An 18,639-nucleotide genomic window follows, 5' to 3' on the forward strand; every position below is an offset into this window, starting at 1 on the left:
CTTTATTGCATTACAGCGATGGCTCAAAATATATGATCGACGCATCCCACTCCCAATCTTCCCTCAATCGCACATTCCGCGACTTATCCGACGAAGAGGTCGCTGATATCGAAAAGGCCAGCGTGCTCTCCCGAATTGGCTGGAGAGGCGCTTTCGGCTGGGATGAAGTTCTTAAGTCAGAGCGCATTCTCATTGTCTCCGAGGCAGGCGTAGGGAAAACCTACGAGTGCCAAGAGCAGCAAAAGCGACTCTGGGCCAATGGAGAACCTGCCTTTTTTCTTGATCTCGCTACCCTTGCTTTGAGCACCGTCCGCGAAATGTTGGGGAGCGAAGAAGAGCAACGTTTCGACGCATGGCTGCGATCTCAGTCCGAGGTTGCGACCTTCTTTTTGGACTCCTTCGATGAACTGAAGCTCACTCTTGGAAAGTTTGATCAAGCCCTAAAGCGTCTCAATAAGGCACTCGCAGGCCAGCTCGGCAGGGCGAAAATCATAATCACAACTCGCCCAGTCCCAATTGATCGAGAGCTAATAGTCCGAAATCTACCAATCCCTCCCAAGGAAGAAGCGGCACCCACGGCCGAAGCTTTTGCTGACATTCTGATGGACCGCAAGAGCAAGACTACAGGCAATGCTGGGCCTACGGCGTGGCGCAACGTTGGATTAATGCCGTTGTCACGCGAGCAGATGCACGCATTCGCGATGCTCCAAGGCGTTCTAGATCCCGAAGCTCTTCTCGCCGATATTCGGCAACGCGACGCTGAAGAGTTCGCTGAACGACCACAAGATTTGCTCGAATTGTGCTCCGATTGGCGCGAACATCACCGCATCCGATCGCATCGCGAGCAGGTCGAGACCAATATCGCGATGAAACTGAAGCCAAGTACAGAACGAAAAGAAAGAACTGAACTTTCGCAAGAAGCTGCAACTGAAGGAGCCAGCCGACTAGCGCTAGCAGCTATGTTGACCCGCAAACTTACACTGCGACACAGCGCTGACGTCGACAGTGTTCTGGCGAGTGAGGCCGCGCTTGATGTATCAAAAGTCTTGCAGGATTGGAGCGCGGAAACACAGACTACGTTGCTAGAACGCCCGTTATTCGGCTTTGCTAGTTACGGGCGGGTTCGCTTTCACCATCGATCCGTAGTCGAAGTTCTCGCAGCGAAACGATTAGATACGCTGCTCGGGCGAGGTGTCTCGGTCAAATCGATTAAGCGATTGTTATTTGCTGAGACTGCCCAGGGTGCCCCAGTCGTGAGACCGTCAATGCGCCCGATCGCCGCGTGGCTCGCGCTTTCACAGGACACTATCTTTGACGACATTGTTACAATCGATCCCGCCGTCGTCCTGGATCATGGGGATCCGCAGTCGCTGCGCCCAGCACAACGGGTCAGGGCTTTGAACGCGTATGTCAGTCGTTACGGCGGCGGCGGGTGGCGTGGCTTGCGGACGCCACGCATCCAGGTACATCGTTTTGCATCCCAAGAGCTTGCAGACAGCATTAAGCACCTCTGGGATCGAGGGATCGAAAATCCCGAAGTCCGCGACCTTTTGCTGCAGATTATCGCAGCGGGAAAACTCATTGAATGTTCTGATATTGCTTACGCAGCCGCAATGGATAGCAACCGCCCCCACCGCGAGCGTGGCCTCGCGATCGAGGCCCTGTTGCAACTGATGGACCCGCGCCTCGACCAACTCGCGAGCACGATCGAAAAAGATCCTGTTCTATGGCCGGACACCTTGGCACGCCAAGCAATAACAAGCCTCTTTCCCACACATATGCCCGTCGAGCGACTGTCGCAAATACTTCGACGAGTGAAAGAAAAATCACGTGGTGTCGGGGACTTAACTTATAGACTACCGAGCGAGATTGAACTCACAGAGCTTCTACCGGAATATCTTGATCAATTGCGTCAAGGAATTACAGACTTAATTCTTGAAGGTATTGCGTGGAAACCCGATAAGTTTCCGCACCTGCGAACGAACCGCCCCGACCTGATTCCTGCGCTCGTTGCCGCCTGCCAGCGGCAGGCAGCAGCTGGTATCAAGACCGAGGCATGGACGACGTCAAGCATGCTAGCGGTCCGTCTCTCAGATGACCACTACAGCGAGAGAAAATCCTTGGCAGGACTGCGACAAGCATTAGCAGACCTTCCCGCTGATGCCCGCGAGTCTGCTTTCTGGGGAGAAGACGCATTTCTCGCACAGTTGCATCAATCCAGTGACTCGTGGAACCGAGTCTACAATCTTTCACGCCACGGCGGCATTCAGTTGAGCGACGAAAAGGACTCGACTTGGGTTCAAAAGCGGCTAGCCAAACAGGACGAGCCGCTTGAACATCGCGAGATGATGCTGTGGAGTGAAATGCTCCTACTCAACAACGCCACGACAGATCCCCGAGCACTTCTTGAATCTCTAAAACCGCTTGTCTCAGATGCACCGTCCCTTACCAAGATCATCAACGACCGCTTGAAGCCGCAGGAGGGTAGCGCTGAGCTTCGCAGAATGCAGGCGGCTAACGATAAGCGCACAAAGCAAATTGAACGACGCACGGCGAAAGCCCATGCCAGTTGGGTGATCTTCTGGCGGGAAATTGCTAGAGACCCCGATGCGGTATTTGCTGCAAACCGAGCGGAGCACACAGCTTGGAACCTATGGAACGCCGTCGAGCGATCCGGCGATGAAAGCCGTGCCGCAGGATGGAACCGACGTTTCATCGAGGAGCAATTTGGAAAGGGAGTTGCGGACCGGCTTCGTGAAACGATGATGGCTGCGTGGCGCAAGGATGCGCCCACGCTGCGCAGCGAACGCCCTGAAGGCGAGCAAGACACTTTTCTAGTCAAATGGCAGTTTGGCCTCGCGGGGATCGCAGCGGAGGCCGAGGATCCTAACTGGGCTAAACGAATAACCGACCAAGAAGCAGAGCTAGCATGTCGCTACGCTCCAATGGAGCTAAACGGCTTTCCATCATGGCTTGAAAGCCTCGCCATCGAACATCCGGCTGCAATTGATCGAGTACTTGGGAAAGAACTGAGCCTTTCGCTGCACGAGCTCACGAGCGCCAACGCCTATTCGATGTTCTTGCAGAACGTGAGCCATGCTTCCGCAATCGTATCAACGCTGTTCATTCCTCGAATTCGGAGCTGGCTACTAGAAATTGCGCAGACTGATACGGAACAGAGCCGATCCCGCCCAGAACACAATCTCCGTCAGGCAATCGAAATTCTCATCAAAAATGGAAACGATGACGATCGCTTGTTTATCGAGAGAACGGCACAGCATTACTTGACCAATGGCGTCGCGTCTCCTTTCGCAAACGTGTGGTTACCAGCTCTGCTCTATCTTAATCCATCCGCCGGTGTTGAGGCTCTTGATAATGGCCTCAAAGAAAGCACTGCATCAAAAGATGGGTTGGGCGTCAAATTGTTCGCGAAGCTATTCGACAGTGACTATGGCGGCGTCGCCGTCGATCTGCGAGCGCCCGGCTTTACGCCACCGCTCTTACTTCAGCTGCTTCGGCTCTCCTATCAGCACGTTCGAGTCGGCGACGACGCCCATCACGAGGGCTCCTATTCACCAGACACACGAGATAATGCAGAGAAAGCTCGCAACGCGATCCTCAGCACCTTGTTGGCCACAACGGGTCCAGATGGATGGTCAGCGAAGATCGAAATGGCTCACGACCCCCTCTTCGAGCACATCAAGGGCCGAACGATAGCTCTGGCCGAAGAAGCAGCCGCTGAAGAGGCAGACAACGTGGTTATCTCTGAAGCTGAGTTTGTTACTTTAGATGGGACCGGCGAGACACCTCCAAAGACGCGCGACGCGATGTTCATGCTTATGAAAGATCGCCTCAGTGATATAGACGACCTCCTGCTTCAAGATATTTCGCCGCGCGAGCTATGGGCCAGCATCAGCGATGAACACGTCATGCGGCGAGAGATAGCGCGCGCTTTACGAGACACCGCTAGCCACAGCTATACAATCGACCAAGAGGCGGTAACCGCGGACGAGAAGGAAACGGACATCAGATTCAGATCGACCGGTTCTAATCAGCAAGGAACGATTGAATTGAAGCTTGGAGATCAACGGTCAGGAAATGACCTATTCAATACCCTTCACGATCAACTGCTGACAAAATATATGGCAGCAGATGACTGCCGTGCGGGCTGCCTTCTCATAACGATTGCAAGAGAACGAGAATGGCAGCACCCGAAGACTGGAAAGATGATCGACTTTGAGGAGCTAATAGCCGTTATTGACGAGGAGGCTCAACGTCTCTCCTTAGAGCTTGGCGGCACGGTTAAGCTCATGGCTAAAGGACTTAACCTTCGGCCTCGCCTCAAGAAAGAGAACGCTTGACGCCTGGTCCAACAACACAAACGTTTCGCTGGAGGCATTGTGCTGGCGCACTACGCGCCGCCTCTCACTCCTCGTTATACCCATATTTCGGCGCGCACGCCCGAAATGACGAGAGTTTTGCTCAGCTACCAAACATCTTATTCAACTCCCCGCCCTTCGCGCCCTGCGCAAAGGCCGTGAACGTCCCCTGCCCGGCGATCTCCTGCGCCGCGCCCATGAATCCCGCCCAGGCCACGCGCGCCAGCGCGCCGCCGACGCTGATGCGGCGGACGCCGAGGCTGGCGAGATGCGCCACGGTCATGGTCGGCTGCACGGTCAGGACATTGAGCGGCTTGCCGCCGATCGCCTTCACCAGCGTGGTGATCTCCTCGTCTGTGGCGACGCCCGGCGCGTAGAGGCAATCGGCGCCGGCCTCCGCAAAGGCTATGAGCCGCGCCGTGGTCTTCTTGAGGTCGCGCTCGCCATGCAGAAAACCTTCGCAGCGCGCGACCAGCATCACCGCGGGATCGACGCTGTCGATGGCGGCGCGGGCGGCCTTGATGCGCTCGACGGCGAGCGCGTCGTCATAGAGCGGCTTGTCGGACTTTCCGGTGGAGTTCTCGATGGAGAGGCCAGCGATTCCACTTTTGACCGCGCGGGCGACATTGGCGGCGACGCCTGCGGGGTCATCGGCGAAGCCGGCCTCGAAATCGGCATTCACGGGGAGATCGGTGGCGGCGGAGAGCAGCGCGAGATGTTCGATGACGTCGTCTGCGGTGACTTTGTTGTCGGGACGGCCGGTGGACCAGGCATAGCCGGCTGACGTCGAGGCCAGCGCCTTGAAGCCGAGATGCGCGAGATAGCGGGCGCTGCCGACATCCCAGGGATTGGGCAGCACGAAGCAGCCGGACTCGTGCAGCTTGCGGAAGTTGGCGCGCTTCTCGGCGGTGGAGATGGTCATGGGGCCTCCCGGTCTTAGTGCCGCGTTGATCGCGGCTGGTCACTGCCATCGTAGCCCAGGACCGGCGCTTCATCACGCTGTCATTCCGGGGCGGCACCGACGCCGCAGGCGGCGGGACCGAACCCGGAATCTCGACATGGGCGTCTCAGACTGAGCCAGGCGACATCGAGATTCCGGGTTCGCGTGCGAAGGGGCACGCGCCCCGGAATGACAGTCTGTCACCCCTGCCCCGGCATGCCGCTCGCCAGCAACGCCTCAAGCCGGTCCAGCTCGGCCGCGATGTCACGCGTGACATCGTCCGCCCGCATCGCGATCACGCGATAGCCGCGCTCCTGCAGCCAGGTCTGCCGGGACGCGCGGTCGCTGACAATCACTTCGGTCTCGCCGGGATTGACCAGCTCGATGGCGATCCGCTCCGGGAAGGAGACGAAATCCGGGATGTGGCGGCCCACCGGGGTCTGGCGCTTGAACTGGCCGGCGAAGCGGCGGTCGGCGCGGAGCTGATCCCACAACAGCCGCTCGGCATCGGTCGGATTGCGGCGGAGCATGCGCGCCAAGCCGCGGACCGTGCCGCTCTCATGCGCCTGCGCGCCCTGCCCGTGTTCGGCCAAAAGCGCCCGCAGCCGGGTCGCCTGTTCGCCGTCGAGCACGCCGCCCTTGGCGGGGCCCTTGCGGCCCTCGGCGATGGCCATCACCACGCCGTGCAGCGTGTGCATGTCCTGCTTGGTCGGCTCCATCCGGGTGAAGATGTTGCGCAGGTTGACCAGCATGGTGTCGCGCTTTTCCGGCGGGCGCAGGAATTCGACCTTGTCGAGCTCGCCGACGAGGTTGTCGAAGAAGGCGCTCATCTGGTGTTGGGAGGCCGGCTCCGACCGCTCGGGCATGGCGTAGGGCAGCGCGTTGGAGGTCGCCTGCTTGAACCATTCATAGCCGCACAGCAGAACCGCCTGGGCGAGGTTGAGCGAGGCGAAGGCCGGGTTGACCGGGAAGGTGATGATCCGGTTGGCGAGCGCGACCTCCTCGTTCTGGAGCCCGTAGCGCTCGCGGCCGAACAGGATGCCGGCGGTCGCGCCGGTGGCCACATGGGCGATGGTCTCGGCGGCGGCGGCCTCGGGGGCGACCACCGGCTTGGCCTGGTCATGCGCCCGGGCGGTGGTGGCGAACAGCAAAGTGCAGTCGGCGACCGCCTGCTCGACGGTGTCGAACAGCTCGACCTTGTCGAGGATGTGGTCGGCGCCGGAGGCTGCCCGGCGGGCATGGACGTTCGGCCAGCCATCACGCGGGTTGACGATACGCAGCCGGGTCAGGCCGAAATTGCCCATGGCCCGCGCGCACATGCCGATGTTCTCGCCGAGCTGCGGTTCGACGAGGATGACAACGGGGCCGACCAGGTCGGTATGCGCCTTGGTAGAGTCGGTGCCTGAACCGGACATACACTTCACTTTCTGATTCAATCTCTGAAGGTCTTGAATCAACCCGTGAAGGTTTTGATTCAACACCTCATCCGGGGCCCCTCGGAGATCGCCAATTGGCGAGCGATACAAGGGGCTTAGCCGGGCATCTGGATGCGAATAACCCGCCCTCCGGAGCTATCTGCGATGCAGCCCTACGACGAATTGCCGGCGGATGCCAGACGCGGCCTGACAATCCGGATGAAGGCGGGTTCCCGGCCAAGCGTTCGTGAATTGCGGGTCGTAACAGGGGGCGGGTAATGTGCGACCCCCGGGAACGACCTTGCAGCCTTCATGCCTCAGCTTATCCTCAGCGTTCACTCCGGCGTCCATGACGCCGCCGTCGCCATTTTCGAAGATTACGATCTGAAGGCTGCCATCGCGCTGGAGCGACTGACCCGGCGCAAGAGCGATGGCAGCGTTCATCCTGATGCGGCCATCGACGAAGTGCTGTCGATCGCCGGCGCCACCCGGCGCGATGTCGACGTCGTCGCCTCCAGCCGCGCGATGTTTCCCAAGGCCTACTTCCCGCGCCTCGGTGGCCTCCGCTGGCTGCACGAGCAGTATCGCAGCCGGGTCGGCAAGGACCGCCTGCTGCTCGGAGCCGAGCAGCATCGCTACCGCGCGCCGCGGGCAGAGGACGTCTTCGATGCCGCGGCGTGGCGGCGCGACGGCGGTTTCCGCGACGACGCCGCGATCCATTTTTACAACCACCACGAAGCGCATGCGCTGCCCACTTTGTTCTACAGCCCGTGGCCAGATGCCCTGCTGGTGACGGCCGATGGCGGCGGCGACAATGTCAATTACAGCTACCGGCACTTCGCCGACCACCGCCTGACGACGCTCTATGGCGACGACGCCTGTCTGTTCCTGCCAAATCCCGTCGACAGCCTGGGCCGCGCCTATAGCGCGGCGACCAAGTCGCTCGGATTTCGGCCCAACCGGCACGAGGGCAAGCTGACCGGGCTCGCGGCCATGGGGAAACCGACAGCCGCCGATACGATCGCCGGGTATTTTTCGGTCGCCCCGGACGGACGTATCCAGTCCAGCTTTCGCAGCTATCACCAGATGAACGCCTTGATGCGCCGGCTGGCCAAACAGGCCGGCCGGGAGGATTTTGCGGCGTCGATCCAGAAGGTGCTGGAAGACACCATGCTGCTGTCGCTGCAGCGCCTGTTGCAGCGGCATCCGGCGCGACATCTCGGCCTGTCCGGCGGCGTGTTCGCCAACGTCAAGCTCAACCGCCTGCTCGCCGAGCAGTTGCCGATCGATGAACTGTTCATTTTCCCGGCGATGGGCGACGACGGCCTGCCGATCGGCGGTGCGCTGTCCTACCTGATGCAGCGCGACGGCCTCGTGCCATGGCTGGGCCGCCGCCGCGATCTCGGGGATGTCTATCTCGGCCGCGATTTTCAGGCCGGGCTGGACGACGGCATCGCAGCCACGCCGGGGATTTACCGCGTCAATGAGGTGCCGGTCGATGGCGCGGTGACGCGGCTGGTGGCGGGCGAGATCGGCGCGATCTACAATGGCCGGATGGAATATGGCCCCCGCGCGCTCGGCGCCCGGACCATCCTCGCCAATCCGGCCCGGCGCGGCACCCACGACCTCTTGAACGAACGGCTGAGCCGTTCCGAATTCATGCCGTTCGCCCCCGTGATCACCACTGAGCGTGCCGCGGACGTGTTCGACGTCAATCCCGTCAATGCGCGCGCCTGCCGCTACATGACCATCGCCTGCGATGTGAAGCCGGAATGGCGGGACCGCATCCCCGCCGTGGTCCATGTCGATGGGTCGGCGCGGCCGCAGGTGATCGCGCGTCCGGACAACCCGCTCTATTATGACATTGTCGAGGGGTTTGCCCGGGCCAGCGGATTGCCGGTGCTGGTCAATACCAGCTTCAATGTGCACGAGGAGCCCATCGTCAACAGCCCGGACGAAGCGCTGCGGGCGCTGCTCGACCGGCGGATCGACTTCCTGGTGACCACCGGCGGCCTGTACCGGCGCGACGCGGCGTAACGGCACGGCACGGCAGCCTGCCGGTGAGCTGGTACGCCGCGGCGGGCACCGCGGCGCAGGCTGCATTTTGAGCAAAAACAGCCTGCGTTTTGGGCTGAAAATTGCGCCGAAACTGCATGACGCCCCGGCTTTCGCCGGGTCCTGCGCGGTGCTATAGCCCCCCTACAAATCATCCCTCCCGCAACGCGCTAAAGGCCCGAACCACCATGGCAAAAATCAAGGTAGCCAACCCCGTCGTCGAACTCGACGGCGATGAGATGACCCGGATCATCTGGCAGTACATCAAGGACAAGCTGATCAACCCCTTCCTTGACGTCAACCTGATGTATTTCGACCTCGGGATGGAATACCGCGACAAGACCGACGATCAGGTCACCATCGACGCCGCCCACGCGATCAAGAAATACGGCGTCGGCGTGAAATGCGCCACCATCACCCCTGATGAAGCGCGCGTGAAGGAATTCGGCCTCAAGCAGATGTGGAAGTCGCCGAACGGCACCATCCGCAACATCCTCGGCGGCGTGATCTTCCGCGAGCCGATCATCTGCAACAACGTGCCGCGTCTCGTTCCTGGCTGGACCAAGCCGATCATCATCGGCCGCCACGCCTTCGGCGACCAGTATCGCGCCACCGACATCAAGTTCCCGGGCAAGGGCACGCTGACGATGAAGTTCGTCGGTGAAGACGGCACCGTGATCGAGCGCGAAGTGTTCCAGGCTCCGGGCGCCGGCGTCGCCATGAGCATGTACAACCTCGACGACTCGATCCGCGACTTCGCACGCGCATCGCTGAACTACGGCCTGTCGCGCGGCGTTCCGGTCTATCTGTCGACCAAGAACACCATCCTCAAGGTCTATGACGGTCGCTTCAAGGACATCTTCCAGGAAATCTTCGACGCCGAATTCAAGACCAAGTTCGAAGCCGCGAAGATCACCTACGAGCATCGCCTGATCGACGACATGGTGGCTGCCGCCATGAAGTGGTCCGGTGGCTATGTCTGGGCCTGTAAGAACTACGATGGCGACGTGCAGTCCGACACCGTGGCCCAGGGCTACGGCTCGCTCGGCCTGATGACCTCGGTGCTGCTGACGCCGGACGGTTCGGTGGTGGAAGCCGAAGCTGCCCACGGCACCGTGACCCGTCACTACCGCGAGCACCAGAAGGGCAAGGAAACCTCGACCAACTCGATCGCGTCGATCTTCGCCTGGACCCAGGGTCTCGCCCACCGCGCCAAGCTCGACAACAATGCCGAGCTGGCGAAGTTCGCCAAGACCCTCGAAAAGGTCTGCGTCGACACCGTCGAAGCCGGCTACATGACCAAGGATCTGGCGCTGCTGGTCGGCGCCGATCAGCGCTGGCTCTCGACCACGGGCTTCCTCGACAAGGTCGCGGAAAACCTGACCAAGGAACTGGCGGCCTGATTTCCGCCCTCTCCTGACTGCACCATCCGAAAGTCCGGGTTGCCTCAGGCACCCCGGACTTTCTTTTTGAGACGTTCCGTTTTCGAGGTGACCCATGACTGCGCCAAATCCCGCCGACGGCAGCAATGATCCATATGTCTGGCTCGAAGAAATCGAGGGCGAGAAAGCCGTGGCATGGGTCGAGGCACAGAATGCGCGGACCGACGGCTTCCTCTGCCACGATAGCTACAAGCGCGACTTCGACGCAGTCATGAAAATCCTCGACGCCGACGATCGCATTCCCTTCGTCGGAAAGTCTGGCGACTATCTCTATAATTTCTGGAAAGACGCCGCTCACCCGCGCGGGCTTTGGCGCCGCACGACGCTGGAGAGCTACAAGACCGATACGCCTGAATGGGACGTGCTGCTCGACATCGATGCACTGAACCAAGCGGAAGGCATCTCCTGGGCCTTCGCAGGTGCTGCGCGCTCGCCGGACAAGACCCGCGCGTTGATCAGCCTGTCGTTCAACGGCACCGACGCCATCGAAGTGCGTGAGTTCGATATTCCCAGCAAGAGCTTCGTTGCCGACGGCTTCATCATCCCGAAAGCCAAGACGCAGGTGAGCTGGGTCGATCAGGACACGCTGCTGCTCGGCAGCGCGCAGACGCCCGAGGACAGCACCGAGGCCGGCTATACCCGCACCGTACGCAAATGGACGCGCGGCACACCGTTGGCTGCGGCTGAAACCGTCTTCGAGGTCGAGAAGCAGGACGTGGCCGCCTGGTTCGGCGTCAACCGCCGACCGAGCCATGAAGGCGTGATGTACTGGCGCGCGCTGGATTTCACGCGCTCGCATATATCAGTCGAGCGCAAGCATGGCCCGCATGCCGGAAAGCGCCTGCGCCTCGAACTGCCGGAAGAAGTCTCGGTCTCGGCAGAAGCGGACGATCTCCTGATCAGCCCGAAACAGGACTGGACCGTCGGCGACCAGACGATCCCGACCGGCGCACTCGCCGTCATCGACCTCGATCGCTTCCTGTCTGGCGCACGCGATTTCGAGATCGTCTTCATGCCGACACCGACCCGCGCGCTGCAGTCATGGTCGGAGACCCGGCACGGCATCGTGCTCGAAATCCTCGATAACGTCCGCGGCCGTCTCGCATTGCTGCAGCGAAGCGAGGCCGGGTGGCGCGAGACGGCACTTCCGGGATTGCCCGATAACGCCACGATCTCGGCGCAGAATTTCGGCGGCGAGGACGATCCCGATCTCGGCACCGACATGCTCTTCACCGTCACGGGCTTCGACCGGCCGACAACGACGGCACTGTGGACCGGCCACGGCGCACCCGAGCCGCTGAAGAACTCGCCGCCCAATTTCGATCCCGAGGGCATCGAGGTGCAGCAGCGCCATGCGGTGGCGGCGGACGGCACCAGGATCCCCTACTTCCTGATCGGCAAGAATCTCTCGGCCGGCGCCCCGCCCCGGCCGACGATTCTCTATGGCTATGGCGGCTTCGAGATATCGCTGACGCCCGCCTATATGGGCATCGCCGGCAAGCTATGGCTCGAACAAGGTCATCTCTACGCCATCGCCAATATCCGCGGTGGTGGTGAGTTCGGCCCGGCGTGGCATCTGGCTTCGCGCAAGATCACCAAGCATGTGGCGCATGACGACTTCGCTGCGGTGGCGCGCGATCTCGCAGCGTCTGGCATCACGACGGCGCAAAAGCTTGCGTGCCACGGCGGCAGCAATGGTGGCCTGCTGGTCGGCAACATGCTGACGCGCTATCCGGAACTGTTCGGCGCCATCTGGTGCAGCGTGCCGCTGCTCGATATGGCGCGCTATACCAAGCTGCTCGCCGGCGCGAGCTGGATCGCCGAATATGGTGATCCGGAAATTCCCGATGAGTGGGCCTATCTGCAGAAATACTCGCCCTATCATCTCGCCGCGGCAGGCCAGAATTATCCGCCGATCTTCATCACTACCAACCGCACCGACGACCGCGTCCATCCCGGCCACGCCCGCAAGATGGCCGCGAAGCTCGAAGAGCTCGGCTATCCCGTCTGGTTCAACGAGACGGTGGCGGGCGGACACTCCGGCGCCGTCGACAATACCAAGCAGGCACAGAGCCAGGCTCTGGGATTTGCGTTTCTACGGCGGACGATTGGAGCTGCGTAAAACGAACGACAGAGCAACTACCAACCCGAGCAAGAGAGGGTTCACATGACCTGCAATACGCCACATGTTTTCAAACGCCCGACCCTGACCACGATTGTCACGCTCTCGCTCAGTGTCGCGGGCGCATTCTCTGCTTTGGCGCAGGTGCCGGATGCGATTGCAGCCCCCGGCGAGACGCAGATCGCCAAGCTGCATGCTGAAGGCGCGCAGGTCTATGAGTGCAAGGTCGACGCTTCAGGAAAGTTGACATGGACGTTCCGCGAGCCGATCGCCACGCTGATGGCCGATGGCAAGACCGTGGGGCGGCACTATGTCGGACCGAACTGGGAATACAGCGATGGCAGCGCGGTGGTCGGTAAGGTGACCGGCAACGCACCAGGCACCACTGCCAAGGACATTCCGTGGCTTCGCCTCGAAGCCGCCTCGCATCGCGGCAGCGGCATGTTGAGCGGCGTGACCACGGTACAGCGCATCAACACCGTTGGCGGCACGCTCGGCGGCACCTGCAGCGGCGCCGGCACTTTACAGAGCGAGCCCTATTCGGCCGACTACGTGTTCCTGCGCAAAGGCTAAGGACATTTCGCCGGTGGACACTCCGGCGCCGTGGACAATACCAAGCAGGCACAGAGCCAGGCTCCGGGATTTGCGTTTTTACGCCGAACGATTTGCCGCTAGAGCAAGACGACCAGAAAAACAGTCAGGGAGACCGCCTCATGTCATCTAACAAAGTCGCCGTCATCACCGCGGGTGGAAGCGGCATGGGCGCCGCATCCGCGCGCCGCCTTGCCGCCGACGGCTTCAAGGTCGCGATCCTGTCTTCATCGGGGAAAGGTGAAGCGTTGGCGCAAGAGCTCGGCGGCATTGGCGTCACCGGCTCCAACCAGTCGAGCGACGATCTGAAGCGGCTGGTGGATGGCACGCTGGAGAAATGGGGCCGGATCGACGCACTGGTAAACAGCGCCGGTCATGGCCCGCGTGCGCCGCTGCTCGATATCACCGACGAGCAGTGGCACACCGGCATGGATGTCTACCTGATGAACGTGATCCGGCCAACGCGACTGGTGACGCCGATCATGCAGAAGCAGAAATCCGGTGCGATCATCAATATCTCCACCGCATGGGCATTCGAGCCCTCAGCGATGTTTCCGACTTCCGCCGTGTTCCGCGCCGGTCTCGCCTCTTACACAAAATTGTTCGCGGATAGTTTTGCCGCCGACAATGTACGGATGAACAATGTGCTGCCCGGCTGGATCGACAGCCTGCCCGCCACCGAAGAGCGGCGCCAGAGCGTCCCGATGCAACGCTATGGCAAGAGCGACGAGATCGCAGCCACGGTCGCATTCCTCGCATCGGATGGCGCTGGCTATATCACCGGCCAGAACATTCGCGTCGATGGCGGCATGACGCGGTCGGTGTGATGACCTGATCGCAACGGCGCGACTAAACGGCCGCCGTCGCGCCGATCTGCAGCAGCATCGCCTTGGCGATTTCCTGCTCGCCCATGATCACGACATTGGCGCCGTGATGCTTGAGATGCGCGATCTCTTCTTCGGAATGGGCGCGGGCGATGATTGGAAGCGTAGGGTTGAGCGCACGGGCCTTGGCGACGATCTGACCGCCTTCGAAGGCGTCCGGGATGGCGACGAGCAATCCCCTGGCGCCCATCACATTTGCAGCCTGCAACATGTCCGGCGCCGCGGCATTGCCGGTGACGACCTCAACACCTTCCTTCTGCAGACGCTCGACAACGCCCGGCGTGTCCTCGATCACCAGCAGCGGCGTGTTGTTCAAGCGCAGCGCCCTGCTGACTACGCTGCCGACACGACCATGGCCGACTAGCACGACGTGATCCTTGAGTTGCGTCTCCGGCAACGGGACGCGCGTGACCGCCTTCTCCTTGCTGTCCGCAGCGGCCGCTTCACTCGCTGCCGCCGCTTTCGCGTCCTTGTCGGCCAGTAGGCGATCGAGCAATGCGAAGAACAGCGGGTTGAGCATGATCGAGATAATCGCGCCGGCGAGCACGAGATCGCGGCCGCGATCGGGCAGCAGGCCGAGGCCCACGCCAAGGCTGACGAGAATGAAGGAGAATTCGCCGATCTGCGCCAGCGAGGCGGAGATCGTCAGCGCCGTCGAGGTCGGATAGCCGAACAGCCGGACGATGCCGAAGGCAGCCGCCGACTTGCCGAACAGGATGATGAACACGGTGGCGAGCAGCGGCAGCGGCTCGCGCAGGATGATCGCCGGATCGACCAGCATGCCGACCGAGACGAAGAACAGCACCGCAAACGCGTCGCGCAGCGGCAGCGTCTCGTTGGCAGCGCGCTGGCTGAGTTCGGATTCGCTGAGGATCATGCCCGCAAAGAACGCACCGAGCGCGAATGACACGTCGAATATGAGGGCTGCGCCGAAGGCGACCCCAAGCGAGATCGCGAACACCGCGAGACGAAACAGTTCGCGCGAGCCGGTATGCGCCACATAGTGCAGCAGCATCGGAATGACGCGGCGACCGACCACCAGCATGAAAATGACGAATCCCGCGACCTTGCCGAGCGTGATCAGCACCGGCATCGCCAACGCTGACATGCTGGCACCATTGCCCTCGCCCTTGAGCAGCCCTGCGATCGCTGGCAGCAGCACCAGCGTCAGCACCATTACGAGATCCTCGACGATCAGCCAACCGATGGCGATACGGCCTCGTTCGCTGTCCACCAGGCGTCGTTCCTGCAGCGCGCGAAGCAGCACCACCGTCGAAGCCACCGACAGCGCGAGGCCGAACACAAGGCCGCCACCGAACGACCAGCCGAGCGCCTCGCCGAGACCGATGCCGAGCAGGGTAGCCACGGCGATCTGCACGATGGCCCCGGGGATCGCGATATTCTTGACCGACAGCAAATCCTTCAGCGAGAAATGCAGGCCTACGCCAAACATCAGCAGGATGATGCCGATTTCCGCGAGTTCATTGGCGATATTCTGGTCCGCCACATAGCCGGGCGTAAATGGGCCCATGAAGACGCCGGCGAGCAGATAGCCGACCAACGGCGAAACGCGAATACGCTGTGCGATCAGGCCGAGGATGAATGCCAGTACGAGGCCAACGACGACGGTGGAAATCAGCGGGGTGTTATGCTCCATGCCGCTTTTTGCCGCATGGGCGCGTGGGATGCCACCCTTAACGAGGGCTACTCATGGTCGCAGGCGCGAGCGGTCACGTCATCGCGAGATGGGGTTGTGTGACCCACACTGCCATTCCGGAGCGCGATCTCAGCGAAGCTGAGAGCGTGAACCTCAGCCATTCCAGTTGGAATGGCGGGGAATTTCGACATAGTAAAACACTACGGGATTCCGGGTTCGCGCCCGCCTGGCGGCGTTCGCGAGACCGGAATGACGGGATTAGTTGCCGATCGCCGCTTCGATCGCCGCCAGCGCCGCATCGGCCTTGGCGCCGTCCGGACCGCCGGCTTGCGCCATATCTGGACGGCCACCGCCGCCCTTACCGCCCAAGGCTTCAGAGGCGAGCTTCACCAGATCGACGGCGCTGAAGCGCTTGGTCAGATCCTCGGTCACACCGACCACGACGCCGGCCTTGCCGTCTTCACCGACATTGATGATCGCGACCACGCCGGAGCCGAGCTGCTTCTTGCCGGCATCGGCGAGGCTCTTGAGATCCTTCATCTCGATGCCCGAGACGCTCTTGGCCATCAGCTTGACGTCGCCGACGGTCTTGACGTCCGCGCCTGCGCCGGCCGCAGCCGATGCGCCAGCCGCAGTACCGCCGCCCATGGCGATGGTCTTCTTCGCCTCGGAGAGCTCACGCTCCAGCTTCTTGCGCTCGTCCATCAGCGCAGCGATGCGCGCCGGCATGTCGTCGAGCGTCGTGCGGAGCTCGTTCGCAGCGGTCTTGGCGAGCTGCATCGTCTCGTTGGCGTGATGACGCGCATGATTGCCGGTCAGCGCCTCGATACGGCGCACGCCGGACGACACCGCACTTTCTGCGGTGACCGAGATCATGCCGATATCGCCAGTCCGCTTCACATGAGTGCCGCCGCAGAGTTCGACCGACCAGCCGAGCGCGTTACCGTCACCCTGCCCCATTATGACGACCCGAACTTCATCGCCATATTTTTCTCCGAACAGTGCACGGGCACCAGCCTCACGGGCATCATCCACCGCCATGAGGCGCGTGGTGACTTCGTCGTTTTCGAGCACGACTTTATTAGCAATGTCTTCGACACGGCGGAGCTCTTCCGCCGTGATCGGCTTCTGATGCACAAAGTCGAAACGTAGACGATCAGGCGCCACCAGCGAGCCGCGCTGAGCGATGTGATCGCCGAGCACTTGACGCAACGCTTCATGCAGAAGATGGGTCGCAGAATGATTGCGGCGGATTTCACCCCGTCTGGTTGAATTCACAACCAGACGAACTGCGTCGCCGACCTTCAGGCCATAGTTTTCTATATGGACGTGATGAACGAAGAGATCGCCGGCCTTCTTTTGAGTCTCACGAACTTCACCAATGATGGCACCGTCTGATGCGCGCATGAGTAACCCGGTATCACCGACTTGGCCGCCGGACTCCGCATAGAACGGCGTCTGGTTGAAGATCACTTGGCCGCCCTTACCGGGCTTTATCTCGGTCACCTCGGGGCCGCCCTGCACTATCGTCTGTACGACGCCTTCCGCAGACTCGGTCTCGTAGCCGAGAAATTCCGTCGCACCGAGTTTTTCACGCAACTCGAACCAGATCGCTTCGGTCGCGGTCTCGCCGGAGGAAAAGCGCGACGCGCGGGCCTTCTGTTTCTGCTTCTCCATCGCATCGGTGAAGGACGCGATATCGACCGAGATGCCGCGGTTGCGCAGTGCGTCCTGGGTCAGATCGAGCGGGAAGCCATAGGTGTCGTACAGCGTGAAGGCGGTCTCGCCGTCGAACATGTCGCCCTTCTTCAGCGACGCGCTCTTGTCATCGAGAATGCCGAGACCACGATCCAGCGTTTTGCGGAAGCGCGTCTCTTCGAGGCGCAGCGTTTCCTCGATCAGGCTCTCGGCGCGCACCAGCTCCGGATAGGCCTGGCCCATCTCGCGCACCAGCGCCCAAACCAGGCGCCACATCAGCGGCTCCTTGGCGCCGAGCAACTGGCCGTGACGCATGGCGCGGCGCATGATCCGGCGCAGCACATAGCCGCGGCCTTCATTCGACGGCAGCACGCCATCGGCGATCAGGAACGAGGATGCGCGCAGATGGTCGGCGATAACGCGGAGCGAGGCCTTCATCGGGCCCTGCGGATCGGCCCCCGTCAAATCGGCGATGGCACGGATCAGCGCGACGAACAGGTCGATGTCGTAATTGTCGTGCTTGCCCTGCAGCACCGCAGCGATGCGCTCGAGGCCCATGCCGGTGTCGATGGACGGCTTCGGCAGCGAGATGCGGTTGCCCGGCGCAAGCTGGTCGAACTGCATGAACACCAGATTCCAGATCTCGATGAAACGGTCGCCGTCTTCATCGGGCGAGCCGGGAGGGCCGCCGGGAATCTTGTCGCCATGGTCGAAGAAGATTTCCGAGCACGGACCGCAGGGGCCCGTATCGCCCATCTGCCAGAAATTGTCCGAGGTCGGGATGCGGATGATCTTGGAGTCCGGCAGGCCGATCTTCTTCCACAGCGCGAAGGCTTCATCGTCCTCGGAATAGACGGTGACCAGCAGGCGGTCCTTGGCGAAGCCGTACTCCTTGGTGATCAGGTTCCAGGCGAGCTCGATCGCACGTTCCTTGAAATAGTCGCCAAACGAGAAGTTGCCGAGCATCTCAAAGAAGGTGTGATGGCGCGCGGTATAGCCGACATTGTCGAGGTCGTTATGCTTGCCGCCTGCGCGGACGCATTTCTGCGAGGTCGTGGCGCGCTGGTAAGGCCGCTTCTCCACGCCGGTAAAAACGTTCTTGAACTGCACCATGCCGGCATTGGTGAACATCAGCGTGGGGTCGTTGCGCGGCACCAGCGGCGACGACGACACGATGTCGTGACCATTCGTCGCGAAGTAATTCAGAAATGCCGACCTGATCTCGTTAACGCCGCTCATATCAGTCCCATTGCGCCCAAGACTTGTTACGTTCAAGACTTGGCGCCTAAAAATCGCCCACGGCCAAATTGTTTGAAGATTTGCCGCCGGCCAATGCCACAACCGGTTGCTTTTAGACCGGCGGCACTAGGCCTGTCCAGAAACTGTGCAAGGGGATGACAAGGGATCATTCAAGCGGATCAGGGGCTTGCCGCAGCAGCACAGGGCCGTTGATAGG

10 protein-coding genes are annotated in these 18,639 nt (G+C 61.3%); 6 read left to right on the top strand and 4 right to left on the bottom strand.

What is annotated here, in order from left to right:
* Positions 1 to 32 precede the first annotated feature (32 nt).
* Entirely contained in the window at positions 33 to 4,361 is a 4,329-nt protein-coding gene (locus AB7783_RS13455; RefSeq protein WP_441277901.1) for a hypothetical protein, read from the top strand.
* Positions 4,362 to 4,482: 121 nt separating this feature from the next.
* On the opposite strand, the gene AB7783_RS13460 is transcribed toward AB7783_RS13455, so the two are convergent.
* A complete protein-coding gene (locus AB7783_RS13460) occupies positions 4,483 to 5,301 on the bottom strand; it encodes an isocitrate lyase/PEP mutase family protein (RefSeq protein ID WP_441277902.1) in 819 nt (272 codons plus the stop codon).
* Between the two features lie 218 nt (positions 5,302 to 5,519).
* A complete protein-coding gene (locus AB7783_RS13465) occupies positions 5,520 to 6,734 on the bottom strand; it encodes a TrmJ/YjtD family RNA methyltransferase (RefSeq protein ID WP_441277903.1) in 1,215 nt (404 codons plus the stop codon).
* Positions 6,735 to 7,046: 312 nt separating this feature from the next.
* On the opposite strand from AB7783_RS13465, the gene AB7783_RS13470 reads away from it, so the two are divergent.
* The 5 genes from AB7783_RS13470 (at position 7,047) to AB7783_RS13490 (ending at position 13,771) form a co-directional block, all read left to right on the top strand.
* Complete coding sequence (locus tag AB7783_RS13470) at positions 7,047 to 8,771, top strand: carbamoyltransferase C-terminal domain-containing protein (protein ID WP_441277904.1); 1,725 nt, start codon at positions 7,047 to 7,049, stop codon at positions 8,769 to 8,771.
* Positions 8,772 to 8,977: 206 nt separating this feature from the next.
* The gene (locus AB7783_RS13475; RefSeq protein WP_093756512.1) at positions 8,978 to 10,192 is read left to right on the top strand and encodes an NADP-dependent isocitrate dehydrogenase; all 1,215 of its coding nucleotides are present in this window, start codon (positions 8,978 to 8,980) and stop codon (positions 10,190 to 10,192) included.
* 94 nt (positions 10,193 to 10,286) lie between these two features.
* A complete protein-coding gene (locus tag AB7783_RS13480) occupies positions 10,287 to 12,353 on the top strand; it encodes a prolyl oligopeptidase family serine peptidase (protein ID WP_441277905.1) in 2,067 nt (688 codons plus the stop codon).
* 45 nt (positions 12,354 to 12,398) lie between these two features.
* Positions 12,399 to 12,926, top strand: coding sequence for a DUF3455 domain-containing protein (locus AB7783_RS13485; protein ID WP_441277906.1), 528 nt, complete (start codon positions 12,399 to 12,401; stop codon positions 12,924 to 12,926).
* 140 nt (positions 12,927 to 13,066) lie between these two features.
* Entirely contained in the window at positions 13,067 to 13,771 is a 705-nt protein-coding gene (locus tag AB7783_RS13490; protein ID WP_441277907.1) for an SDR family oxidoreductase, read from the top strand.
* 22 nt (positions 13,772 to 13,793) lie between these two features.
* Here the strand turns inward: AB7783_RS13490 and ybaL are convergent, their stop codons facing one another.
* Together ybaL and alaS are read right to left on the bottom strand one after the other, a co-directional pair.
* Positions 13,794 to 15,485, bottom strand: coding sequence for a YbaL family putative K(+) efflux transporter (gene ybaL / locus AB7783_RS13495; RefSeq protein ID WP_441277908.1), 1,692 nt, complete (start codon positions 15,483 to 15,485; stop codon positions 13,794 to 13,796).
* A gap of 258 nt (positions 15,486 to 15,743) precedes the next feature.
* Positions 15,744 to 18,422, bottom strand: a complete 2,679-nt coding sequence (gene alaS, locus AB7783_RS13500; RefSeq protein WP_441277909.1) for an alanine--tRNA ligase — start codon at positions 18,420 to 18,422, stop codon at positions 15,744 to 15,746.
* Between the last annotated feature and the right edge of the window lie 217 nt (positions 18,423 to 18,639).

The sequence above is a fragment of the Tardiphaga sp. 172_B4_N1_3 genome, from assembly GCF_052076035.1.
Lineage (GTDB): Bacteria > Pseudomonadota > Alphaproteobacteria > Rhizobiales > Xanthobacteraceae > Tardiphaga > Tardiphaga robiniae.